Genomic DNA, 17,641 nt, shown 5'->3' with positions numbered 1-17,641 from the left:
CGAGGTGCGGGACACGGGCTGTCCGAGGCGTCCTTTAAGCTCCTCGCCATGAACGACGGGGAGAGCGGCAGACGCATCGTCGACGACCGCTTCGAGTTGCAGACCAGGCTCGGTGGCGGCGGCATGGGCACCGTATGGCGCGCCCGCGACCTGCTGCTGCACCGTGCCGTGGCCGTCAAGGAGGTCCGCCCCGCGGACCCGGGCCTCGCCGAGTACGACCCGGACAGCGCGCGGATGCTCCGCGAGCGGGTGCTGCGCGAGGCCCGCGCCCTGGCCAGGGTCCAGCACCCGAACGTCGTGACGATCCATCACATCGTCGACGGCGGACCGGGCACCTATCCGTGGATCGTCATGGAACTCGTCGAGGGCGGCTCGCTCGCCGACCGGCTGGCCGGCGGGCCCATGGCGCCCGCCGAGGCCGCCCGCATCGGCCGCGGCGTGCTCGACGCCCTGCGCGCCGCGCACGTGGCGGGCGTCCAGCACCGCGACGTCAAGCCCGCCAACGTGCTGCTGCGCACCGACGGCCGCCCCGTGCTCACGGACTTCGGGATCGCCGCCGTCCGCGAGGCCACCGCCCTGACGGCGACCGGCTCGATCATCGGCACCCCCGACTACATGGCACCGGAACGCGTGACGGGCGGCGACGGCGGTCCCGCGGCGGACCTGTGGTCGCTGGCGATGATGCTGTATGTCGCCGTCGAGGGCCACCACCCGCTGCGGCGCGGAACGACCCTGGCCACGCTGGCCGCCGTACTCCACGAAGAGGTACCGCCGCCCAAGCAGGCCGGGTCGCTGACGGACGTACTCGAACGCGTGCTGGTGCGGGATCCCGCGGCGCGGCCGGGTGCCGAGGCGATCGACGCCCTGCTCGCCACGGCGGCGCAGGACACGGGCGGTCCCGGCACGACCTCCTACCCGCTCGCGCCTCCGCGACCGCCGTCGGCGCCGCTGCCGCCCGAGACCGTCGTGGACCGACCCGGGCGCTCGCGCCGTGCCGTGATCGCCTCCGTCGCCGCGGGTGCCGTGCTGGTGGGCGGGGTGACCTGGCTGGCCCTGTCCGGTGGCGACAAGGGCGACAGCCCGTCGGGGTCCGCGGGACCGACCAGGCATACGACTGCGCGGCAGAGCCCGACGCCCACGAAGCCCTCGGCGTCGGCGGTGCCCGGCGGGACGTCGAAGCTCGCCACCGGCATGCTCACGCCCACCGCCATTCGCAAGGCCCTGAAGGCCATCGAGGACGAGACGGGCAGGAACACCTTCGGTGCCTTCCACGTCTACCCCGAGTACGTGTCGGCGGACGCCATGGTCCCCGGCAGCAAGACGCGTTTCGACTCCTACACCTACCGCCCGGCGACCGGAGTGGAGAAGGGCATCATCAAGGGCACCCTGACCAGCGGCTCCACCCCGGTGAGCCTGAAGAACTACAACTGGGACGCGGTGCCCGCCCTGCTCGCCACGGGCCAGAAGGAGCTCCATGTCGACAAGCCGACACTCACCTATGTGTTGATCCAGCCCCCGAGCACCCTTTTCGACCAGCCCGCCTCGATCCGCGTCTACCTCACCAACGACTACGGCGAGACCGGCTACCTCCAAGCCACCCCGCAGGGCAAGGTCACGAAGCTGTACCCGGCCGACGCGTGACGGCGGGAGAGGTGCCGTTCGACCGGATGCAGCAGCACCGGAGGGCGCGGGCCGGGACGAGCGGCAAGGCTGGGCCTGCACCGCAGTCCCGCCCCCGCCAGGAGTGCCCATGCCCCACCGTTTCACCGTCCGTTCCCGACTGCTGATCTCCGGCTGCGTCGCGCTCTGTGTCACGGCCCTGGGCCCGGCCGCGACCGGCACCGCAGCGACCCCGGCACCGCACCACGACGACCTGTACCGCCAGGCCGAGCAGCTCACGCACGAGTCCGGCGGACCGCCCGGTGTCATCGCCGTACTGCGCTGGGACCGCCACACCCGCGTCGTCCGCGCGGGCGTCGCCGACCTCGCCACCGGCCGCCCTCCGGCCCCCGACGACCACATGCGCATCGCCAGCACGGCGAAGGCCTTCAGCGGCGCGGTCGCGCTGACCCTGGTCGACCGGCATGCCCTGGGACTGGACGACACCATCGGTCAACGGCTTCCTCAACTTCCGCACGCCTGGGCCGCGGTGACCCTGCGTCAGCTGCTCGCCCACACCAGCGGTCTGCCGGACTACACCGCCTCGCCCGCGTTCCGCAGCATCGTCGCGGCCGACCCCCACCACCACTTCGACTCCCGGCGCCTGCTCGACTTCGTCGCCGACCGGCCCCTGGAGTTCCCCCCGGGGAGCCGCTACCAGTACTCCAACTCCGACAACATCGCCGTCGCCCTCATGGCGGAGGCCGTCACCGGCACCCCGTACGAACAGCTCCTGCGCGAACTCGTCTACCGCCCGCTGCACCTGCGCGACACCAGCCTGCCCCAGGGCTACCGCATCCCCGAGCCCTACCTGCACGGCTACGACGTCACCCCGCCCGCGCCGCCGGAGGACGTCAGCGAACTCCTCAGCGCCTCGGGCTCCTGGGCGTCGGGAGGCATCATCTCCACCCCCGCCGACATGACCCGCTTCATCCGCGGCTACGCGGGCGGGCGCCTGTACGGGCCGGACGTCGTACGGCAGCAACGGCACTGGATCGACGGCGCGTCCCAGCCGGCGGGTCCCGGGCGCAACTCCGCCGGACTGGCGCTGTTCCGCTACACCACCCGGTGCGGTGTCGTCCTCGGGCACACCGGCAACTTCCCCGGCTACACCCAGCTCATCGCCGCGACCCCGGACGGCCGCCGCTCCCTGACCTTCTCGGTCACGACCCAGATCAACGAGGCGCTGAAGCCGGACCTGTTGCAGCGGCTGCGCGCCGTTCAGGAGAACTTCGTCTGCGCGCTGCTCGGCCGGTCCGGGCACTGACCCGCTCTCGCTGCCTGCCGCCCCGGCGAGGGAAGATGGGGCGGCAAGCAGTTTGGACAACCGATGTGGAGGAGCGGGCACATGCAGCACGAGCGAGCGGGCCGCCCGGCCGGCCCCGAGGACCTCGTCGACGTCGCCCGGCTGGTCACCGCGTACTACGCGCTGCACCCGGATCCGGCCGACCCGGGGCAGCGGGTCGCGTTCGGCACGTCAGGGCACCGCGGATCGTCCCTGACGACCGCGTTCAACGAGGACCACATCGCCGCCACCAGCCAGGCGATCTGCGAGTACCGCGCCGGGCAGGGCACCGACGGGCCGCTGTTCCTCGGCGCCGACACCCACGCCCTGTCCGAGCCCGCCCGGGTCACCGCCCTGGAGGTGTTCGCCGCCAACGGGGTCACCGTGCTCATCGACAGCGCCGACGGCTACACCCCCACCCCCGCCGTCTCGCTCGCCATCCTCACCCACAACCGCGGCCGCGCCTCCGGCCTGGCCGACGGCGTCGTGGTCACCCCCTCGCACAACCCGCCCGCCGACGGCGGCTTCAAGTACAACCCGCCCAGCGGCGGACCGGCCGGCTCGGACGCCACCTCCTGGATCCAGGACCGCGCCAACGAGATCATCGCCGGCGGTCTGAAGGACGTGAAGCGCATCCCGTACACCCGGGCGCTGGCGGCCGAGACCACCCGCCGCCACGACTACCTCGGCGCCTACGTCGCCGACCTGCCGAACGTCCTCGACCTGGACGCCGTACGCTCCGCAGGAATCCGCATCGGCGCCGACCCGCTCGGCGGGGCCTCCGTCGCCTACTGGGGCCGTATCGCCGAGCAGCACCGCCTCGACCTGACCGTGGTCAACCCGCTCGCCGACCCCACCTGGCGGTTCATGACGCTGGACTGGGACGGCAAGATCCGCATGGACTGCTCCTCGCCCTACGCCATGGCCTCGCTCATCGAGCAGCGCGACCGCTTCCAGATCGCGACCGGCAACGACGCCGACGCGGACCGGCACGGCATCGTCACCCCCGACGCGGGCCTGATGAACCCCAACCACTACCTCGCCGTCGCGATCTCCTACCTCTACAGCCACCGCGAGCAGTGGCCCGCGCAGGCGGGGATCGGCAAGACCCTGGTGTCGTCGGGCATGATCGACCGGGTCGCCGCCGACCTGGGCCGACGGCTGGTCGAGGTGCCCGTCGGATTCAAGTGGTTCGTGGACGGGCTGGTCGACGGCTCCATCGGCTTCGGCGGGGAGGAGTCGGCGGGCGCGTCCTTCCTGCGCCGGGACGGCTCGGTGTGGACCACGGACAAGGACGGCATCATCCTGGCGCTGCTCGCGTCCGAGATCACCGCGGTCACCGGGAAGTCGCCGTCGGAGCACTACGCCGCCATGACGGACCGCTTCGGCGAACCCGCCTACGCGCGCATCGACGCCCCCGCGACGCGGGAGGAGAAGGCGCTGCTGGGCAAGCTCTCCCCGGCGCAGGTCACCGCGGACACCCTCGCCGGGGAGGCGGTCACCGGAGTGCTCACCGAGGCGCCCGGCAACGGCGCGTCCATCGGCGGCATCAAGGTGACCACCGAGAACGCGTGGTTCGCGGCCCGTCCCTCCGGCACGGAGGACGTGTACAAGATCTACGCCGAGTCCTTCCGCGGGCCCGAGCACCTCGCCCAGGTGCAGGACGAGGCGAAGGACGTGGTCATGGCGGCGCTGGGCGGCTGACGCGGCGGCTTCGTACCGGGGGCGGACCGACGCGAGGTCGTCGGTCCACCCCCGCTTGTCGCTATCATCCTCTTGAATGTGAATTCGGGGGTTTTGCCCTGAAGGGGCCACGGCCCACGGCCCCGCCGGAGTGATCGATGTCCACCATGCGCGACGCGGAGGAGGGCGACGAACTGCTCGCCCGACTCGGTTCGCTGACCGCCCAGGCGCGCGAACTCGCCGAGGTGCAGCGTTCCCGGGTCGAGCTGGCCATCGCCCTCCAGCGCGGCATGCTGCCCCGGGACCTGCCCGTCGCCCGCGGCTTCCGCCTGGCCGTCCGCTACGCCCCCGCCTACCACGGGCTCAACGTGGGCGGCGACTGGTACGACGTCTTCACCCTGCCCGACGGGCACCTCGGCCTGTCCATCGGCGACGTCCAGGGCCACAACATCGAGGCCGCCGCCTTCATGGGGCAGGTCCGGGTCGGACTGCGCGCCCTCGCCTCCGTGACCAGCGAGCCCGGAGAGCTGCTGTCCCGGACCAACGACCTGCTGCTGTCCCTCGGCACCGACCTCTTCGCCACCTGCACCTTCATGCGGCTCGACCCGGCCACCGGGGTGCTCGAGAGCGCCCGGGCCGGGCACATCCCGCACATCTGGGCCACCGCCGACGGGCGGTCCGGCATCGCCGACGGCGAGGGGGGCCCGCCGTTGGGCATCGTGGCGGGCGTCGACTTCCCGGTCACCCGGTCGCGGCTCACCACCGGCGGCGTCTTCGTCCTGGTCACGGACGGCGTGGTCGAAGGGCCGTCCCTGAGCGTCGACGAGGGCCTCGACCAGGTGGTCCGCCTCGCCGGTATCGCCGCGGTCGCCGGCATGGAGGCGGGCGCACTCGCCGCCGCGGTGATGAAGGTCGCCGAACGGGTGGGACATGAGGACGACGCGGCGGTACTGGTGGTCGGCCACGACGGGGTCGAGACGCCGTAGGCGCCGCACGGCGGGTGGGCGATGCCGCTCGCCTCGCACAGTCGGCGTGGTCGGTGTGTGATGGCAGGTGTGGTGGGTACCGAGGATCTGCGCCGAGCGGTCGGCTATGCCCTCGAGGTGACGGCCGTCGCCGCCTGCTACTTCGCCGCCGGACGGCTGGGGCTGATGCGGCAGCTGCTGGTGGACGGCGCCGTGGTCACCCCCATCTGGCCGCCCACCGGCGTCGCGGTCGCCTGCCTGCTGCTGTTCGGGATGCGCTCCTGGCCCGGCATCGCACTGGGCGCCCTGCTGGTCGTCATATCGATCACCTCGATCCAGCCCGCCGTCGTCGGCACCCTGGTGGGCAACACCGCGGCCCCCGTGTGCGCCTACTACCTGCTGCGCCGGGTGGGCTTCCGCACGGACCTGGCCCGACTGCGGGACGGCTTCGCCCTGGTGTTCCTCGCGGCGCTGACCGCCATGCTGGTCAGCGCGACGGCAGGCGCCGGACTGCTGGTCCTCACCGGCAAGCTCGCCGCCGGCGGCTTCTGGCTCGTCTGGTCCACCTGGTGGGCCGGCGACGCCATGGGCGTCCTGATCGTCACCCCGGTCCTGCTCGTGCTGTGGCGGGTGCACCGGCTCCCGCGCACGCCCCGCTGGAAGGAGGCCGCGGGCCTGGCCCTCATCGCCGGCGGCCTCATACCCTTCGCCACCCGGAGCGACGTCAGCCTGCTCTTCCTCGTCTACCCGCTGGTGATCTGGGCCGCGCTGCGCTTCCAGCTCGCCGGCAGCATGCTGTGCGCCGCCCTGGCCTCCGTCATGGCCACGGTCGCCGCCACGGACCAGGTGGGGCCCTTCTCCCGGATGTCCCGCATCGAAGTGATGATCAAGCTCCAGGCCTTCAACGGCGCGCTGGCCCTGACCGCTCTCCTGCTGTCGGCGGTGATCGCCGAACAGCTCCACACCAGGCGCTCGGTGGAACAGGCCTGCAGGGAACTCGTCGAGGTGCTGGAACACCTCACCGCAGGCGAGTCCCTCCAGGCCCGGTCGCCTCTGGACGCGGGCGATCAGGGCTCACCCGAGGGGAAGGATCAGTCCCACAGGGGATAGACCACGGTCCGCGGGAAGGAGCGCGGCCGGTCGGTGTTGTAGACGAGGGTCATCCGCGTGTAGTGCCGCAGCCGCGGATGCTTCTTCCACGGCTTCGCGTGGTCCAGCCGCACGACCACGGAGTAGGCGTGGAACCGGCCCGCCGCGCAGTACGGCTTGCAGTCGTTGACCCAGTTCACGCCCTGCGCTCTCGCCGAGTCCCGGCCCCACGTCGTCCAACGCAGCGACGCCAGGCGGCTGTTGCCGTCCCCGCAGGCGAGCATGAAGTTCGCCGGGCGGACCCGTGCGTGCCAGAAGCAGTCGACGAGCACCGGACCGGTCGCCGGCCGTGCGGCCTGCGCGGCGGGTTCCGGCGCGGAGCGGGCCGCCGAGGGAGGTGCCGCTGCCGCCGCCGTGAGCGATGCGGCGAAACAGAGTGCGACCGCCGTACTGATTACCTGTCCGCGCATGACCGCTCCCGAGCGCGAGCCACCATCGTCCGTCCCGATTCGACGCTACGGCCGGGCGCACGGATCCACCACTCGGGCGGAGCAACGCGCCGGCGGCGGTTTCCCCGCCCGCCGTCAGACACGGCCGCTCGTGGACACCGGCGGGGGAGAGGTGTCGGCCTGCCGCAGCTCGGCCAGGAGTTCGTTCTGCCCGGCCAGCAGCTCGGTCAGGATCCGGCGGGCCGCGCGCAGCAGTTCGGCGACGTCACCGCCCGCGAGGGCGTAGGTGACGGTGGAGCCCTCCCGGATGGACACCACGATCCCGGAGCGGCGCAGCACGGCCAGTTGCTGCGAGAGGCTGGACGGTTCGATCTCGATGTCGGCCAGCAGGTCCCGCACGGGGACCGGACCGTGCTGGAGCAGCTCCAGAACCCGGATGCGCACGGGATGCCCGAGCATGCGGAAGAAATCCGCCTTGGCCTGGTAGAGGGGGACCTGCATCAGTGCTCTCTCCCTGCCGGGTCGGGTGCGGTTGCCATGGAGCGGCGGCCCCGAGGACGCCGCGGCTGCCCTTCGGAACCGATCCTGGCCGCCCGGGGCCGTGCGCAGGCACGAATTGGGATCATGCTGATGTGGTGAGTTGAAGAAGTCTTCACATCATGGGCGCACGACACCCGGACGCCGGGGAGATCTTTAGACCTCCAGCTGTTCCTCGACGCGCTTGAGCTGGTGACGTGCCATCGCCAGGTTGGACCGCTCCTTGTCGAGTACGAGGTACAGGAACAGGCCGTTGCCGTTGCGGCCGGTGACCAGACGGATCAGGTGGTACTGCCGGTCGAGTGTGATCAGGATGTCCTCGATCCCGCTCTTGAGCCCCAACTGCTCCATCGTGCGCACCTTGGCCCGGATCACATCCGTGTTGCCGGCCGCCGCGACCGTCAGGTCGAGGTCCTTTCCGCCGCCCAGCGTGCCCAGGGCCATTCCGCTGGTGTAGTCGACCACCGCGGCCCCCACCGATCCCTCGACACCGGCCATCATTTCCTTCAGTGACACTTCCACGCTCGCCATGGCGCCCACCCCTTCGAATGCGTTGTCGGCTGCGACGGACCGACGGCCCGCCCGGTCCTCGGAAGGTAGGCGCGCGGCCGGGGCGCGGGACGCGAGTCTCCGGGACTGACGGATGATGGACGGGAAACGACGCCGGAAGACCGTTCGGTGGACGGTAACTGGCGTACAGGGGAGACAAGTTGTCGTCCGGCACCCGCGCGGGAGCCTCCCGGCCGCCTTCGTCGGCCGATGCCTGGGCCCCGGGTTCAATCACCTCAAAAAGGGCACGCGTCGTGTGCTGCGCCACGATCGCGGAGGTGATGAACGATGACCGAGTACGAACGCTCCCGCACGATGCCCGCCCTGCCGGAGCACGTCTTCGACCAGGCGGCCAACGTCGGCCAGCTGGACAGCTGGCTGCCGGGCGAGCTGGATGTGCGCCCCGACGACCTGCCGGCGGTCACCGTCCACGAGGACGGCACCGACCACGACACACCCGCGCTCCTGCGGCGGAGCCGTGACCAGATGCGCCTGGAGTGGGGCACCCGGGAGGACGGCGGCTACGCCGGCTGGCTCCAGGTCGCCGGCATGGACACCGGCACCAGCGAGGTGACCGTGCACCTGTCCTTCTTCGAGGACGCCCACGACCCGGGTGAGGCGGCGGCGTGCGAGGCCCTCGACCACAGCCTGGAGCGGCTGGAGGAGCAGGTGCGTCTGCGGGTCGACAACGCCGCCGGGTGACGGCGGCCGGGCGTCCGCCCCCGGTCAGTCCGGCGGGTTCAGCTCGAACGTCGTGAGCACGGCGGCGTGGTCCGAGGGCCAGTCGTTGCCGGCGACGTCGGGCCAGGGGCGCGGGACGCCGGTGACGACCGTGCGGGAGTCGAGGACCCGCAGGCCGCGCCCGTTGTGCAGCACGTAGTCGATCCGGTCCTGCGGCTCCGGGAGCGAGGGGTCGTTCTCGTGCCGCGGGTGGACCGGCGACCAGGTGTGCCCGGGGTCGCGCACCGGGTCCGGGCGGGCCTCCCGGTAGGAGTCGCGCAGCCCGGCCTCCTCGGCCGCCCTGGTCACCGGCCAGGCGACGTCCGTCCGGTCGAGGTGGGAAGGGCAGTTGAAGTCGCCGGTGAGCACGACCGGCGTCATCGCGCCGGCCGCCTCGGCGATCTGCCGCAGGGCCTGCCGCATTTGCCCGAGCCGCACGTCCTCGTGGGCGACCAGCTCGGCCGGCGGCAGCCCGTCGAAGGCGGCCTCGTAGGGCCCGTACGGCGTGTAGTGCAGGTGGGCCGTCCACACGTCGAGTTCGCGCGTGCCGCCGAGGCGGATGCGGGCGCCGGCCGCCCCGTAGAAGCCGACGGCAGGGTCGCCGAGGCGGGCCGTGATCGGGTGGCGGCTGATGATGCCGAGGTTCTCGCCGGCCTGGTGGTGGTGCCAGCCCAGTGCCTCGGCGAGTTCCCGGGCCGCCGTGCCGGCCGTCTCCTGCAGTCCCACCACGTCGGCCTCGGTGTCGAGGATGACCTTGAGCTGCTTGGCGCGGTGGTCGTCGACCTTCGCGCCGCCGAACCAGAGGTTCCAGCTCAGCACGCGCAGCCGCGGCCGGACCAGGCCCCGCAGCCGATTCGCGGTCACGTCCTCCAGGCTGGCCACGACCGTCCGCCCGGGCGCCGCCTCGATGGGGGCGAGCGACGGCACCGCGAGGACGGCGCAGCCCGCCGCCTCGGCGGAGCTGACGCCCGTGGGGGTGTCCTCGACGGCCACGCAGCGGGCCGGTTCGACGCCGAGGGCGCGGCAGGCGGCGAGGTAGGGGTCGGGGGCGGGCTTGGTGCTGGCGGTGTCGTCGGCGGTGACCGACACCCGGAAGCGGTCGGCGCCCAGCACGGCCAGCACGCTGTCGGCGACCGACCGCGGGGAGGCGGTGACCAGGGCGATCGGCACGCCGTCACGGGCGAGGGCGTCCAGCAGGGCCAGCGCGCCGGGGCGCGGCACGATGCCGGTGCGGACGCGGTCGGTGAACTCGCGGTGCAGACGGCCGGCGAGCCCTGGCGTGCCGGTGAGCCGGCCCAGCCAGTCGGCGGTGTGCTCGACGGGCCGGCCGAGCACCTCCGGCTGGTCGGCCTCGGTCAGCGGCCGGCCGAGGCCCGTGGCGACGTCCTGCACCGCCTCCCACCACAGCCGCTCGGTGTCGACGAGCGTGCCGTCCATGTCGAACAGGACGGCCTGGAGCGGGGGTCGGGTCACGGTCTCTTCTTTCGTGTGTGGGGGGAGGTGCCGGGAGCCGGCGGGTGTCCTCACGCCGTTCGTTCGGCGACCAGCACCGGCCGCTCGGGCAGCGACACCCGGACGGCGGCCCCCGCGCCGAGCGTGGCCGCCTCGTGCGTGGACAGGTCGGCCTTGACCTCGGTGCCGTCGGCGAGGCGCACGGTCAGCCGGGTGGAGGCGCCGAGGAAGGCGGTGGCGATCACGGTCGCCCCGCCGGTGTCGTCCGCTTGGACGCGTACGGCCTCGGGCCGCACCAGGACGTCGATCTCCGACGCCTGCGGCAGGGTCCCCTCGGCGGGCAGCCGCATCCCGAGGACCTCGACCGTGTCCCCGGCCAGGTGCCCCGGTATCCGGCTCATGGTGCCCACGAACTCGGCGACGAACGCCGTCGCGGGCCGTCCGTACAACTCGGCGGGTTCGGCGCACTGTTCCAGCCGGCCCGCGTGCATCACGGCGACCCGGTCGGCGATCGACAGGGCCTCCTCCTGGTCGTGCGTGACGAACAGGGTGGTGATGCCGAGTTCCTGCTGCAGCCGGCGGATCTCCTCGCGCAGCGTCAGCCGTACCTTGGCGTCCAGCGCGGACAGCGGCTCGTCCAGCAGCAGGACCCGGGGCCGCAGGGCGAGCGCCCGGGCGAGCGCGATGCGCTGCTGCTGGCCGCCGGAGAGCTGGTGCGGGAACCGGTCGCCCTTGTCGGCGAGACCGATCAGCTCCAGCAACTCGGCCGCGCGGGAACGGCGTTCGGCGGTGCCCACCTTGCGCATGCGCAGCCCGAAGGCGACGTTGTCGAGCGCGTTCAGATGCGGGAAGAGGCTGTACGACTGGAAGACCATCCCGGCGTCGCGGCGATGGGCCGGTACGTCGGTGACGTCCTTGCCGTCGACCAGCACCTCCCCGGCGTCGGGGTGTTCGAACCCGGCGAGCATGCGCAGCGCGGTGGTCTTGCCGCACCCGGAGGGGCCCAGCAGCGCCAGGAACTCCCCGGGGCGCACGGTCAGGTCGAGCCCGTCCAGGGCGACGGTGGCCCCGAACTCCCGGCGCAGGCCGCGGAATTCGACGGTGGCGGCCTTGTCGACGGCGGCCTTCTCAAGCGTGGTGGCGGTCATGGTTCATCCCCGGGACGAAGCGGTACGGGTGCGGCCGCCGACACCGGCGAGCGCCAGGAGCAGGGCCCATGTGACGAGCAGGCTGAGCACGGACACGGCGACGGACAGCTGGGCCTGCGAGCCGCCGACGCTGTAGATCCACACGGCGAACGGCTGGAAGCCCAGCAGCTGGGCCACGGTGAACTCGCCGAGGACCAGCGCGAGGGTCAGGAAGGCCGCGTTCAGCAGCGCCCCGCGCAGGTTGGGCAGCACGGTCCGCAGCAGGGCCTGCGGCCAGCTCGCGCCGCAGCTGCGGGCGGCCTCGACGAGGGTGCGCACGTCGATCGCGCGCAGTCCGGCGTCCAGCGCCCGGTGCACGAACGGCAGCGCCATCACGACGTACGCCATGACCAGCACGAACGGGAAACTCGGGTTCTGGATGGCCACGAACGTCTCGAACAGCGGGGTGCGCGAGAGGTAGTCGGGCCCCCACTTCAGGACGGTGGAGATCCCGGCGACGAAGGCGATCGGCGGGACCACCAGCGGCAGTTGGCAGATCACCTCCACCACCGGCCGCAGCCGGGGCGCGCCGAGCCGCAGGGCCACCATGGCGGGCACCATCAGCAGCAGCACGATCGCGATGGTCGCCAGTGCCAGCTCCAGGGAGAGCAGCAGGCTGGAGACGAAGCCGTCGGTGGAGACGATCTGCGAGTAGGCGTCGAAGGTGACGCCCTGGCCGGGCACGTCCACGGTGAAGATCACCGACGAGGCGAGCGGCACCAGGAAGTACAGCGCGGCCAGGCCGAGGACGACCCACCGCCACGGGTTCAGGCGAGCCATCGCGCACTCCGTCGTTGCAGGGGCAGATAGACGGCCATGACGAGGCCCGCGACCAGGACCATGTCGAGGCTGAGGGCCAGTGCCACGTTCTCCTGGCCGACCAGCACGTTGCCGGAGATGGCGTCGGCGATCTGCAGCGTCACCAGCGGCACCGAACTGCCCACCATCGCCGCGGCGGTGGCGTACGCGGCGAACGCGCTGCCGAACAGCAGCACGAACCCGCCCAGCAGCGAGGGCAGCAGCACGGGCAGGGCGACATGCAGCCAGTACTGCACGGTGGTGGCCCCGTTGTTCTGCGCGGCCTCCCGCCACTGCGCGCGCAGGCCCTCCAGGGCCGGCGTGATGGTGAGCACCATCAGCGGGATGAGGAAGTACAGGTAGACGATGACCAGGCCCCAGAAGCTGTAGAGGTCCCAGCCCGCCTTCGTGAGGCCCAGGTGCCGGGTCAGCACGCCGGCGTTGCCGAGCGTGGCGACGAAGGCGAAGGCCAGCGGGATGCCGCCGAAGTTGGCGAGCACGCCGGACGCGGTGAGCACGGCGTCGCGCAGCGCCCGGAACCGGGAGGTGACCACGACCTGGGCGAGCGGCAGCCCGAGCACCGTGCCGATGCCGGCGGAGACGCCCGACAGCTTGACGCTGCCGAGCAGCGCGGTCAGATACGCGCCGTGCAGGGAGGTGGTCAGGTTCGCGGCGCTGTACGAACTGGCGCCGGTGGCCTGGTCCTTGACGCTGAAGGCGCCGTCGAGCATGGCGATCGCCGGCACCCCGAAGGCGATCGCGGTGAACACGAGCAGCGGGACGACGGCGAGCCAGCCGGGGGCACGGCGCCGCCGCTTCACCGAGGTGACCGGCGGCGCCACGTCCACGCCCGTGAGGGTCGCCGTCATCCGCTGACGGCCTTCGCCCAGCCCTGCGCGATGACCGTCTTGGCCTTGGACTGCTGGGCCTCGGTCGGGAAGGAGGGCGTGCCGGAGACCTCGGGCAGCTTGGCGGCGGCCTCCTTGTCGAGGGTGCCGGCCTTGTCCATGGCCGTCATCAGCGCCGGGCGGGCGTAGCCCTTGAGCCACAGGTTCTGGCCCTCGGCGCTGTAGAGGTACTCCTGCCACAGGCGGGCGGCCGCCGGGTGCGGGGCGTCCTTGTTGACGGCCTGGGAGTAGTACTGCGAGAACTTGCCGTCGGTGGGCACCGCCACCTTCCAGTCGACGCCCTTGGACTTGAACTCGTCGGCGTAGCCGGCGTTGAGGTAGTCCCAGTCGATGCTGATCGGCGTCTCGCCCTTCTCGACGGTCGCCGGAGTGGACTCCACGGGCGTGTAGTTGCCGTTCTTCTTCAGCTTGGCGAAGAAGTCCAGGCCGGGCTGGACGTCGTCGTAGGAGCCGCCGCTCGCGAGCGCGGCCGCGTACACGCCGCCGAAGGCCGAACCGGACTTGGTCGGGTTGCCGTTGAGGGCGACCTGGCCCTTGTACTGCGGCTTGAGCAGGTCCGCGAAGGTGGTCGGGCAGGTCTTGACGCGCTTGGCGTCGCAGCCGATGGAGATGTAGCCGCCGTAGTCGTTGTACCAGCGGGCCTGCGGGTCCTTCTGGCCGGCCGGGATGTCGGCGTAGGCGGCCACCTTGTACGGCGCGAGCAGGCCCTGCTGGGCGGCGCTGAGGGCGAAGGAGGAGCCGAGGTCGAGGACGTCCGGGGCGCGGTCCTGGCCCTTGCGGGAGGTCACGGCGTTGATCTCGTCCTGGCTGGAGCCGTCGGGGTTCTCCACCTGGATCTTGATGCCGTACTTCTTCTGGAAGCCGTCGATCAGGGCACCGTAGTTGGCCCAGTCGCGGGGCAGCGCGATGGCGTGCAGCGTGCCCTCCTTCTTCGCCGCGGCCACCAGCTTGGACATGCCGCCGAAGTCGGCGGCGGAGGTGGCGGTGGCGGCGCTCTTGCCGTCGGCGGTGGTCGACGCGTTGTCGGGGGCCGCGCCGCAGGCGCTCAGGGCGAGCGCGGCGACGACGGCGAGGGAGCTGGCCAGAGCGGCTGTTCTCGGCTGGGACACGGGGACTCCAGAAGGGGGCGCAGGGGACGCACAAAGACTGAGAACTTGTCTGAACAAGTTGGCCTCAGTAATGCTGCCTGTGGTGACGCCTTCGTAAACAGTGGCGAAATTGTGACCTCCCATTCCCTGCACAGTTCGGGGAAAGCGCGACCGGCCGCCGACCTCGTTTAGGGTGGTCACGCTGCGCACAGCAGCAGACTCGGAGGGGCACGGTGGCGACGCGACACGAGGAGATCGCCGACGAACTGCGGCGGGCGATCGACCGCGAGGAGTACACGGTGGGCAGCAGGCTGCCGCCCGAGACGGAGCTCGCCGCCCACTACGGCGTCTCGCGCGGCACCGTCCGTCAGGCCGTCGCCGCGCTGACCGCCGAGGGGCTCATCGGCTCCCGGCAGGGCGCCCGCCGGGTCGTCCTCGCCAGCCGGCGCAGCCAGAGCTTCGCCGAACTGCGCAGCTTCGCCCAGTGGGCGCGCGCGATGGGCCGCGAGGCGACCGGCCATGTCGTGTCCCAGGAGTACCTGCCCGCCACCGCCCAGGACGCCGCCCGTCTCCAACTGCGCGAGGGGACACAGGTGTTGCACGTCCTGCGGGTGCGCGGGCTGGACGGCGAGCCCGTCCTGGTGGAGCGCACCGTGTACGCCGGCTGGATCTCACCCGCCGTCGAGACCATCGACCCCGACGCGGCCTCCGTCACCCAACTGCTGTACGAGAGCACCGGTCTCGTCTTCGCCTACGGCGAGCACGTCATCGACGCCGTCGCGGCGAGCGCGCAGGACGCCGAACTCCTCGGCATCCGCCGCACCAGCCCGCTGCTGCGCGTGCGCCGCGTGACCACCACCCGCGAGGGCCGCCCGGTGGAGTGGTCGGACGACCGCTACCGCTCGGACGCCGTCAGCTTCAGCGTGCACAACTCCATCGACAACAACGCCCTCGCCCGCAAGACGGCCGACTGACCACCGGGCCGCGGATTCACGCCCCGGTGGGCCGCACGCCCGCGGGCAGCACCGGTCGCCGCCACCACCGCCGCACGGCGGGGGAGACGCGCTCGCGCGCGTACCCGGTGTGGGTGACGAACGCCTCGATCACCTGCGGGGCCGGCCGGTGCGGGGCCAGCGCCATCAGCACCGCGTCCCCCGCGCCGGACAACGGCGGCGCCACCAGGGCCACTTCGTCCCCGGAGCGCAGCCGCAGCAGGGCCGCCCGCAGTTGGTGCTCGTCCCCGGGCACGGGCCGCAGACGGGAGAACAGCGGGTCCATAGGCGGCGCGTACAGCCGCACGTGCGCCAGCAGCCGCCCGCTCCGGTACTCCTCCCAGCGCTCCAACGCCAGGCTCCGGTACGGCGGTTCCCGCCACGGCCGCAGCGCGTCCAGGCGTTGGAGCAGCCGCCGCAGGAAGTCCCGGACGGCCGCCTCGCGGTGCGGCTGCCAGGACAGATCGTCCTCCCAGGCCGGTGCGGCCAGCACCGCTTCGATGCCGGCGTACTGCTCCTCGACCGTGAGATCGTAGAAGGGCCGCTCCAGGACCATGGCCGCGATGCGTTCGACCTCGCCGTCGTCCAACTCCCGGCTGAACTGCAGGCAGTAGAGGATCGCGGTGACCACCCCGAGACGCATGCGCCCAGTATGCCGGTGCCGCTACGCCGCCGGCCGCTCCAGCAGCTCGGTGACGTGTCGGCGTACGACCTCCCAGCCCGTCACGTGCAGCGTGCCGACGGCCGTGTCCCGCAGACTGTCCAGGGTCGGCCCGGCACCGTCGCCGCGCGGGACGCCGGCGGCGAGGACGTCGTAGCCGTCGCGCACCGCGACGCGCACCCGGGCCGGGCCCTCCTCCCCGGCGTGCACCGCGGCCGCGACGACCAGCGGCGGGGGACCGCCCGCCTCCCCCTCCAGCTTGCGGTAGCCGCTGACCAGCGGCTCGGACCAGTGGAGGCTGAGCAACAGGTGCTGTTTGGCCAGGACTTCGGCCAGATCGGTCTCGAAGAGGCGGTCCCGCTCCAGCACCGTCGCGCGCGCGTCCAGCACCAGGGCGGCGGGCAGCAGACAGCGCAGGGTGCTGCCGACGATGTTGCCCCCGACGGTGGCCGTCCGGCGCACGGCACCGGTCCCCACCTGGGCGGCGGCCTGCCGGAGCACCTCCGGGACCCGCTCGTCGATCCGGTTCAGCACCACCGCGGCGCCCAGCCTCCCGCGCTCGACGACGTTGGCCTCCGGCAGATTGCGCAGTGACATGGCCCGCTCGGGGAAGCCGTCGCGTTGCCAGCTCGCCCACACCAGCGTGGCCCCGCCGACGGGCACCGCCCCCTCGGCGACGCACTCCTGCGCTTCGGACACGGACTCGGGCAGACGCAACAGCACGGAGCCGACCTGCTTTCTCGACGGGGTGGAGCTCGGGTACGCGATGTCCGGGCCGAGCGGCCGCCGACACGGCACATCCTCCCCGCGGTGGTGGAGGCGCATGCAGGGCTCACCGGGCTGTGCGTGCGCCCCCTGCCGTGCGGAGGACCGGGCGTCGGGGCCGCCCGGGAGCCGGGGCGCCGCGGGGATGAGGCATGGTGGAAGGGTGCAACGCAACGAGTCCGCGCTGATCGTGCGGCGCGCCCCGCAGCAGTCCTTCTCCACCGCGATCGTGACGCTGCACGGCGGCCAGGAGGTGAGCCGCCGCGCGGTGCGCCCCTGGCAGGCGGCCGCGCTCCGTATGCACCCGGTGCTGCGGGCGGCCGCCGCGGCGGCACCCGCGGACGCCCTGCTGGGGCAGGTCCACTACCGCTACCGGGGCTGGAACACCGGCGATCCGGCCGACGACGCCCTGCGCGCGCTCGACGAACTCGCGGAGCTGGCCGAGGCCCCGAGGGTCGTCCTCGTCGGACACTCGATGGGAGCCAGGGCCGCCCTGCGCGCCGCCTCCCACCCCCTGGTGCGGGGCGTGCTGGCGCTGGCGCCCTGGTGCCCGCCCGCGGACCCCGTCGCCCACCTCGGCGACGTGCGGATCGTGCTCGTGCACGGCGACCACGACCGGGTGACGGCGCCCGCCGAGTCGGCGGACTTCGTGCGCCGGGCCCGGGCGGCGGGCACCCCGGCCGGCATGGTGACGGTCCGCGGCGGTGACCACGCGATGCTCCGGCGCAGCGGCGCCTGGCACCGGGCCACGGCCGAGCTGGTCGCCCAGCTGCTGCGGCCGGACCACGGCCCCGGCGGGCTGGCCGCCGAGGCCTGCGCCGCGGACGGCGCCGTACAGCTGTAGCCCTGGTGCC

18 protein-coding genes are annotated in these 17,641 nt (G+C 72.7%); 8 read left to right on the top strand and 10 right to left on the bottom strand.

The features are described 5' to 3' along the window. The first annotated feature begins 48 nt into the window (after positions 1-48). The 5 genes from ACIGDI_RS21075 (at position 49) to ACIGDI_RS21055 (ending at position 6,702) form a co-directional block, all read left to right on the top strand. A complete protein-coding gene (locus ACIGDI_RS21075) occupies positions 49-1,641 on the top strand; it encodes a serine/threonine-protein kinase (protein WP_399898607.1) in 1,593 nt (530 codons plus the stop codon). 109 nt (positions 1,642-1,750) lie between these two features. Then, positions 1,751-2,926 carry a serine hydrolase domain-containing protein gene (locus ACIGDI_RS21070; RefSeq protein WP_399898604.1) on the top strand — a complete coding sequence of 392 codons (1,176 nt, stop codon included), beginning with the start codon at positions 1,751-1,753 and terminating at the stop codon, positions 2,924-2,926. A gap of 81 nt (positions 2,927-3,007) precedes the next feature. Next, positions 3,008-4,648, top strand: a complete 1,641-nt coding sequence (pgm, locus tag ACIGDI_RS21065) for a phosphoglucomutase (alpha-D-glucose-1,6-bisphosphate-dependent) (protein WP_272178339.1) — start codon at positions 3,008-3,010, stop codon at positions 4,646-4,648. A gap of 137 nt (positions 4,649-4,785) precedes the next feature. Further along, positions 4,786-5,613: a PP2C family protein-serine/threonine phosphatase gene (locus ACIGDI_RS21060; protein ID WP_399898601.1), complete on the top strand. Its 828-nt coding sequence runs from the start codon at positions 4,786-4,788 to the stop codon at positions 5,611-5,613. A gap of 60 nt (positions 5,614-5,673) precedes the next feature. After that, positions 5,674-6,702: an MASE1 domain-containing protein gene (locus tag ACIGDI_RS21055; RefSeq protein WP_399898598.1), complete on the top strand. Its 1,029-nt coding sequence runs from the start codon at positions 5,674-5,676 to the stop codon at positions 6,700-6,702. Here the strand turns inward: ACIGDI_RS21055 and ACIGDI_RS21050 are convergent. The 3 genes from ACIGDI_RS21050 to ACIGDI_RS21040 form a co-directional block, all read right to left on the bottom strand. Then, the gene (locus tag ACIGDI_RS21050; protein ID WP_399898595.1) at positions 6,684-7,151 is read right to left on the bottom strand and encodes a hypothetical protein; all 468 of its coding nucleotides are present in this window, start codon (positions 7,149-7,151) and stop codon (positions 6,684-6,686) included. The genes ACIGDI_RS21055 and ACIGDI_RS21050 overlap by 19 nt on opposite strands. Positions 7,152-7,265: 114 nt before the next feature. Next, positions 7,266-7,631, bottom strand: a complete 366-nt coding sequence (locus ACIGDI_RS21045; protein WP_200700298.1) for a helix-turn-helix transcriptional regulator — start codon at positions 7,629-7,631, stop codon at positions 7,266-7,268. A 192-nt stretch (positions 7,632-7,823) separates the two neighbouring features. Continuing rightward, positions 7,824-8,198: a hypothetical protein gene (locus ACIGDI_RS21040; RefSeq protein ID WP_200700297.1), complete on the bottom strand. Its 375-nt coding sequence runs from the start codon at positions 8,196-8,198 to the stop codon at positions 7,824-7,826. A 306-nt stretch (positions 8,199-8,504) separates the two neighbouring features. Here ACIGDI_RS21040 and ACIGDI_RS21035 point away from each other — a divergent pair, with 306 nt between their 5' ends. Continuing rightward, entirely contained in the window at positions 8,505-8,918 is a 414-nt protein-coding gene (locus ACIGDI_RS21035) for an SRPBCC family protein (RefSeq protein WP_399898592.1), read from the top strand. Positions 8,919-8,942: 24 nt separating this feature from the next. Here ACIGDI_RS21035 and ACIGDI_RS21030 read toward each other — a convergent pair whose 3' ends face one another. From ACIGDI_RS21030 to ACIGDI_RS21010, 5 genes are read right to left on the bottom strand one after another with little or no spacing between them, the layout of a single operon-like run. Then, a complete protein-coding gene (locus ACIGDI_RS21030; RefSeq protein WP_399898590.1) occupies positions 8,943-10,409 on the bottom strand; it encodes an HAD-IA family hydrolase in 1,467 nt (488 codons plus the stop codon). Positions 10,410-10,459: 50 nt separating this feature from the next. Beyond that, a complete protein-coding gene (locus ACIGDI_RS21025) occupies positions 10,460-11,536 on the bottom strand; it encodes an ABC transporter ATP-binding protein (RefSeq protein ID WP_399898588.1) in 1,077 nt (358 codons plus the stop codon). 3 nt (positions 11,537-11,539) lie between these two features. Then, positions 11,540-12,355 (bottom strand): ABC transporter permease, encoded by an 816-nt coding sequence (locus ACIGDI_RS21020; protein WP_200700293.1) that lies wholly within the window; start codon positions 12,353-12,355, stop codon positions 11,540-11,542. Continuing rightward, positions 12,343-13,242, bottom strand: a complete 900-nt coding sequence (locus tag ACIGDI_RS21015) for an ABC transporter permease (RefSeq protein ID WP_399898586.1) — start codon at positions 13,240-13,242, stop codon at positions 12,343-12,345. Before ACIGDI_RS21015 ends, ACIGDI_RS21020 begins: the two co-directional genes overlap by 13 nt. Beyond that, entirely contained in the window at positions 13,239-14,390 is a 1,152-nt protein-coding gene (locus tag ACIGDI_RS21010) for an ABC transporter substrate-binding protein (RefSeq protein WP_399898584.1), read from the bottom strand. The genes ACIGDI_RS21015 and ACIGDI_RS21010 overlap by 4 nt, the downstream gene beginning before the upstream one ends. A 212-nt stretch (positions 14,391-14,602) precedes the next feature. Between ACIGDI_RS21010 and ACIGDI_RS21005 the strand changes: the two genes are divergently transcribed. Continuing rightward, the gene (locus ACIGDI_RS21005; protein ID WP_272178346.1) at positions 14,603-15,343 is read left to right on the top strand and encodes a GntR family transcriptional regulator; all 741 of its coding nucleotides are present in this window, start codon (positions 14,603-14,605) and stop codon (positions 15,341-15,343) included. A 16-nt stretch (positions 15,344-15,359) separates the two neighbouring features. On the opposite strand, the gene ACIGDI_RS21000 is transcribed toward ACIGDI_RS21005, so the two are convergent. Together ACIGDI_RS21000 and ACIGDI_RS20995 are read right to left on the bottom strand one after the other, a co-directional pair. Beyond that, on the bottom strand, positions 15,360-16,004 hold the full coding sequence (locus tag ACIGDI_RS21000; protein ID WP_399898581.1) for a hypothetical protein: 645 nt from the start codon (positions 16,002-16,004) through the stop codon (positions 15,360-15,362). Between the two features lie 21 nt (positions 16,005-16,025). Continuing rightward, positions 16,026-16,745: an FAD binding domain-containing protein gene (locus ACIGDI_RS20995; protein WP_399898579.1), complete on the bottom strand. Its 720-nt coding sequence runs from the start codon at positions 16,743-16,745 to the stop codon at positions 16,026-16,028. 205 nt (positions 16,746-16,950) lie between these two features. Here ACIGDI_RS20995 and ACIGDI_RS20990 point away from each other — a divergent pair, with 205 nt between their 5' ends. Beyond that, a complete protein-coding gene (locus ACIGDI_RS20990) occupies positions 16,951-17,631 on the top strand; it encodes a dienelactone hydrolase family protein (protein ID WP_399898577.1) in 681 nt (226 codons plus the stop codon). Positions 17,632-17,641: the final 10 nt, after the last annotated feature.

This window comes from Streptomyces sp. NPDC085900, assembly GCF_044540925.1.
Classification (GTDB): domain Bacteria; phylum Actinomycetota; class Actinomycetes; order Streptomycetales; family Streptomycetaceae; genus Streptomyces; species Streptomyces gilvifuscus.
Note: the sequence above shows the minus strand (reverse complement) of the source record. Positions and strands in the feature narration are given on the sequence as shown.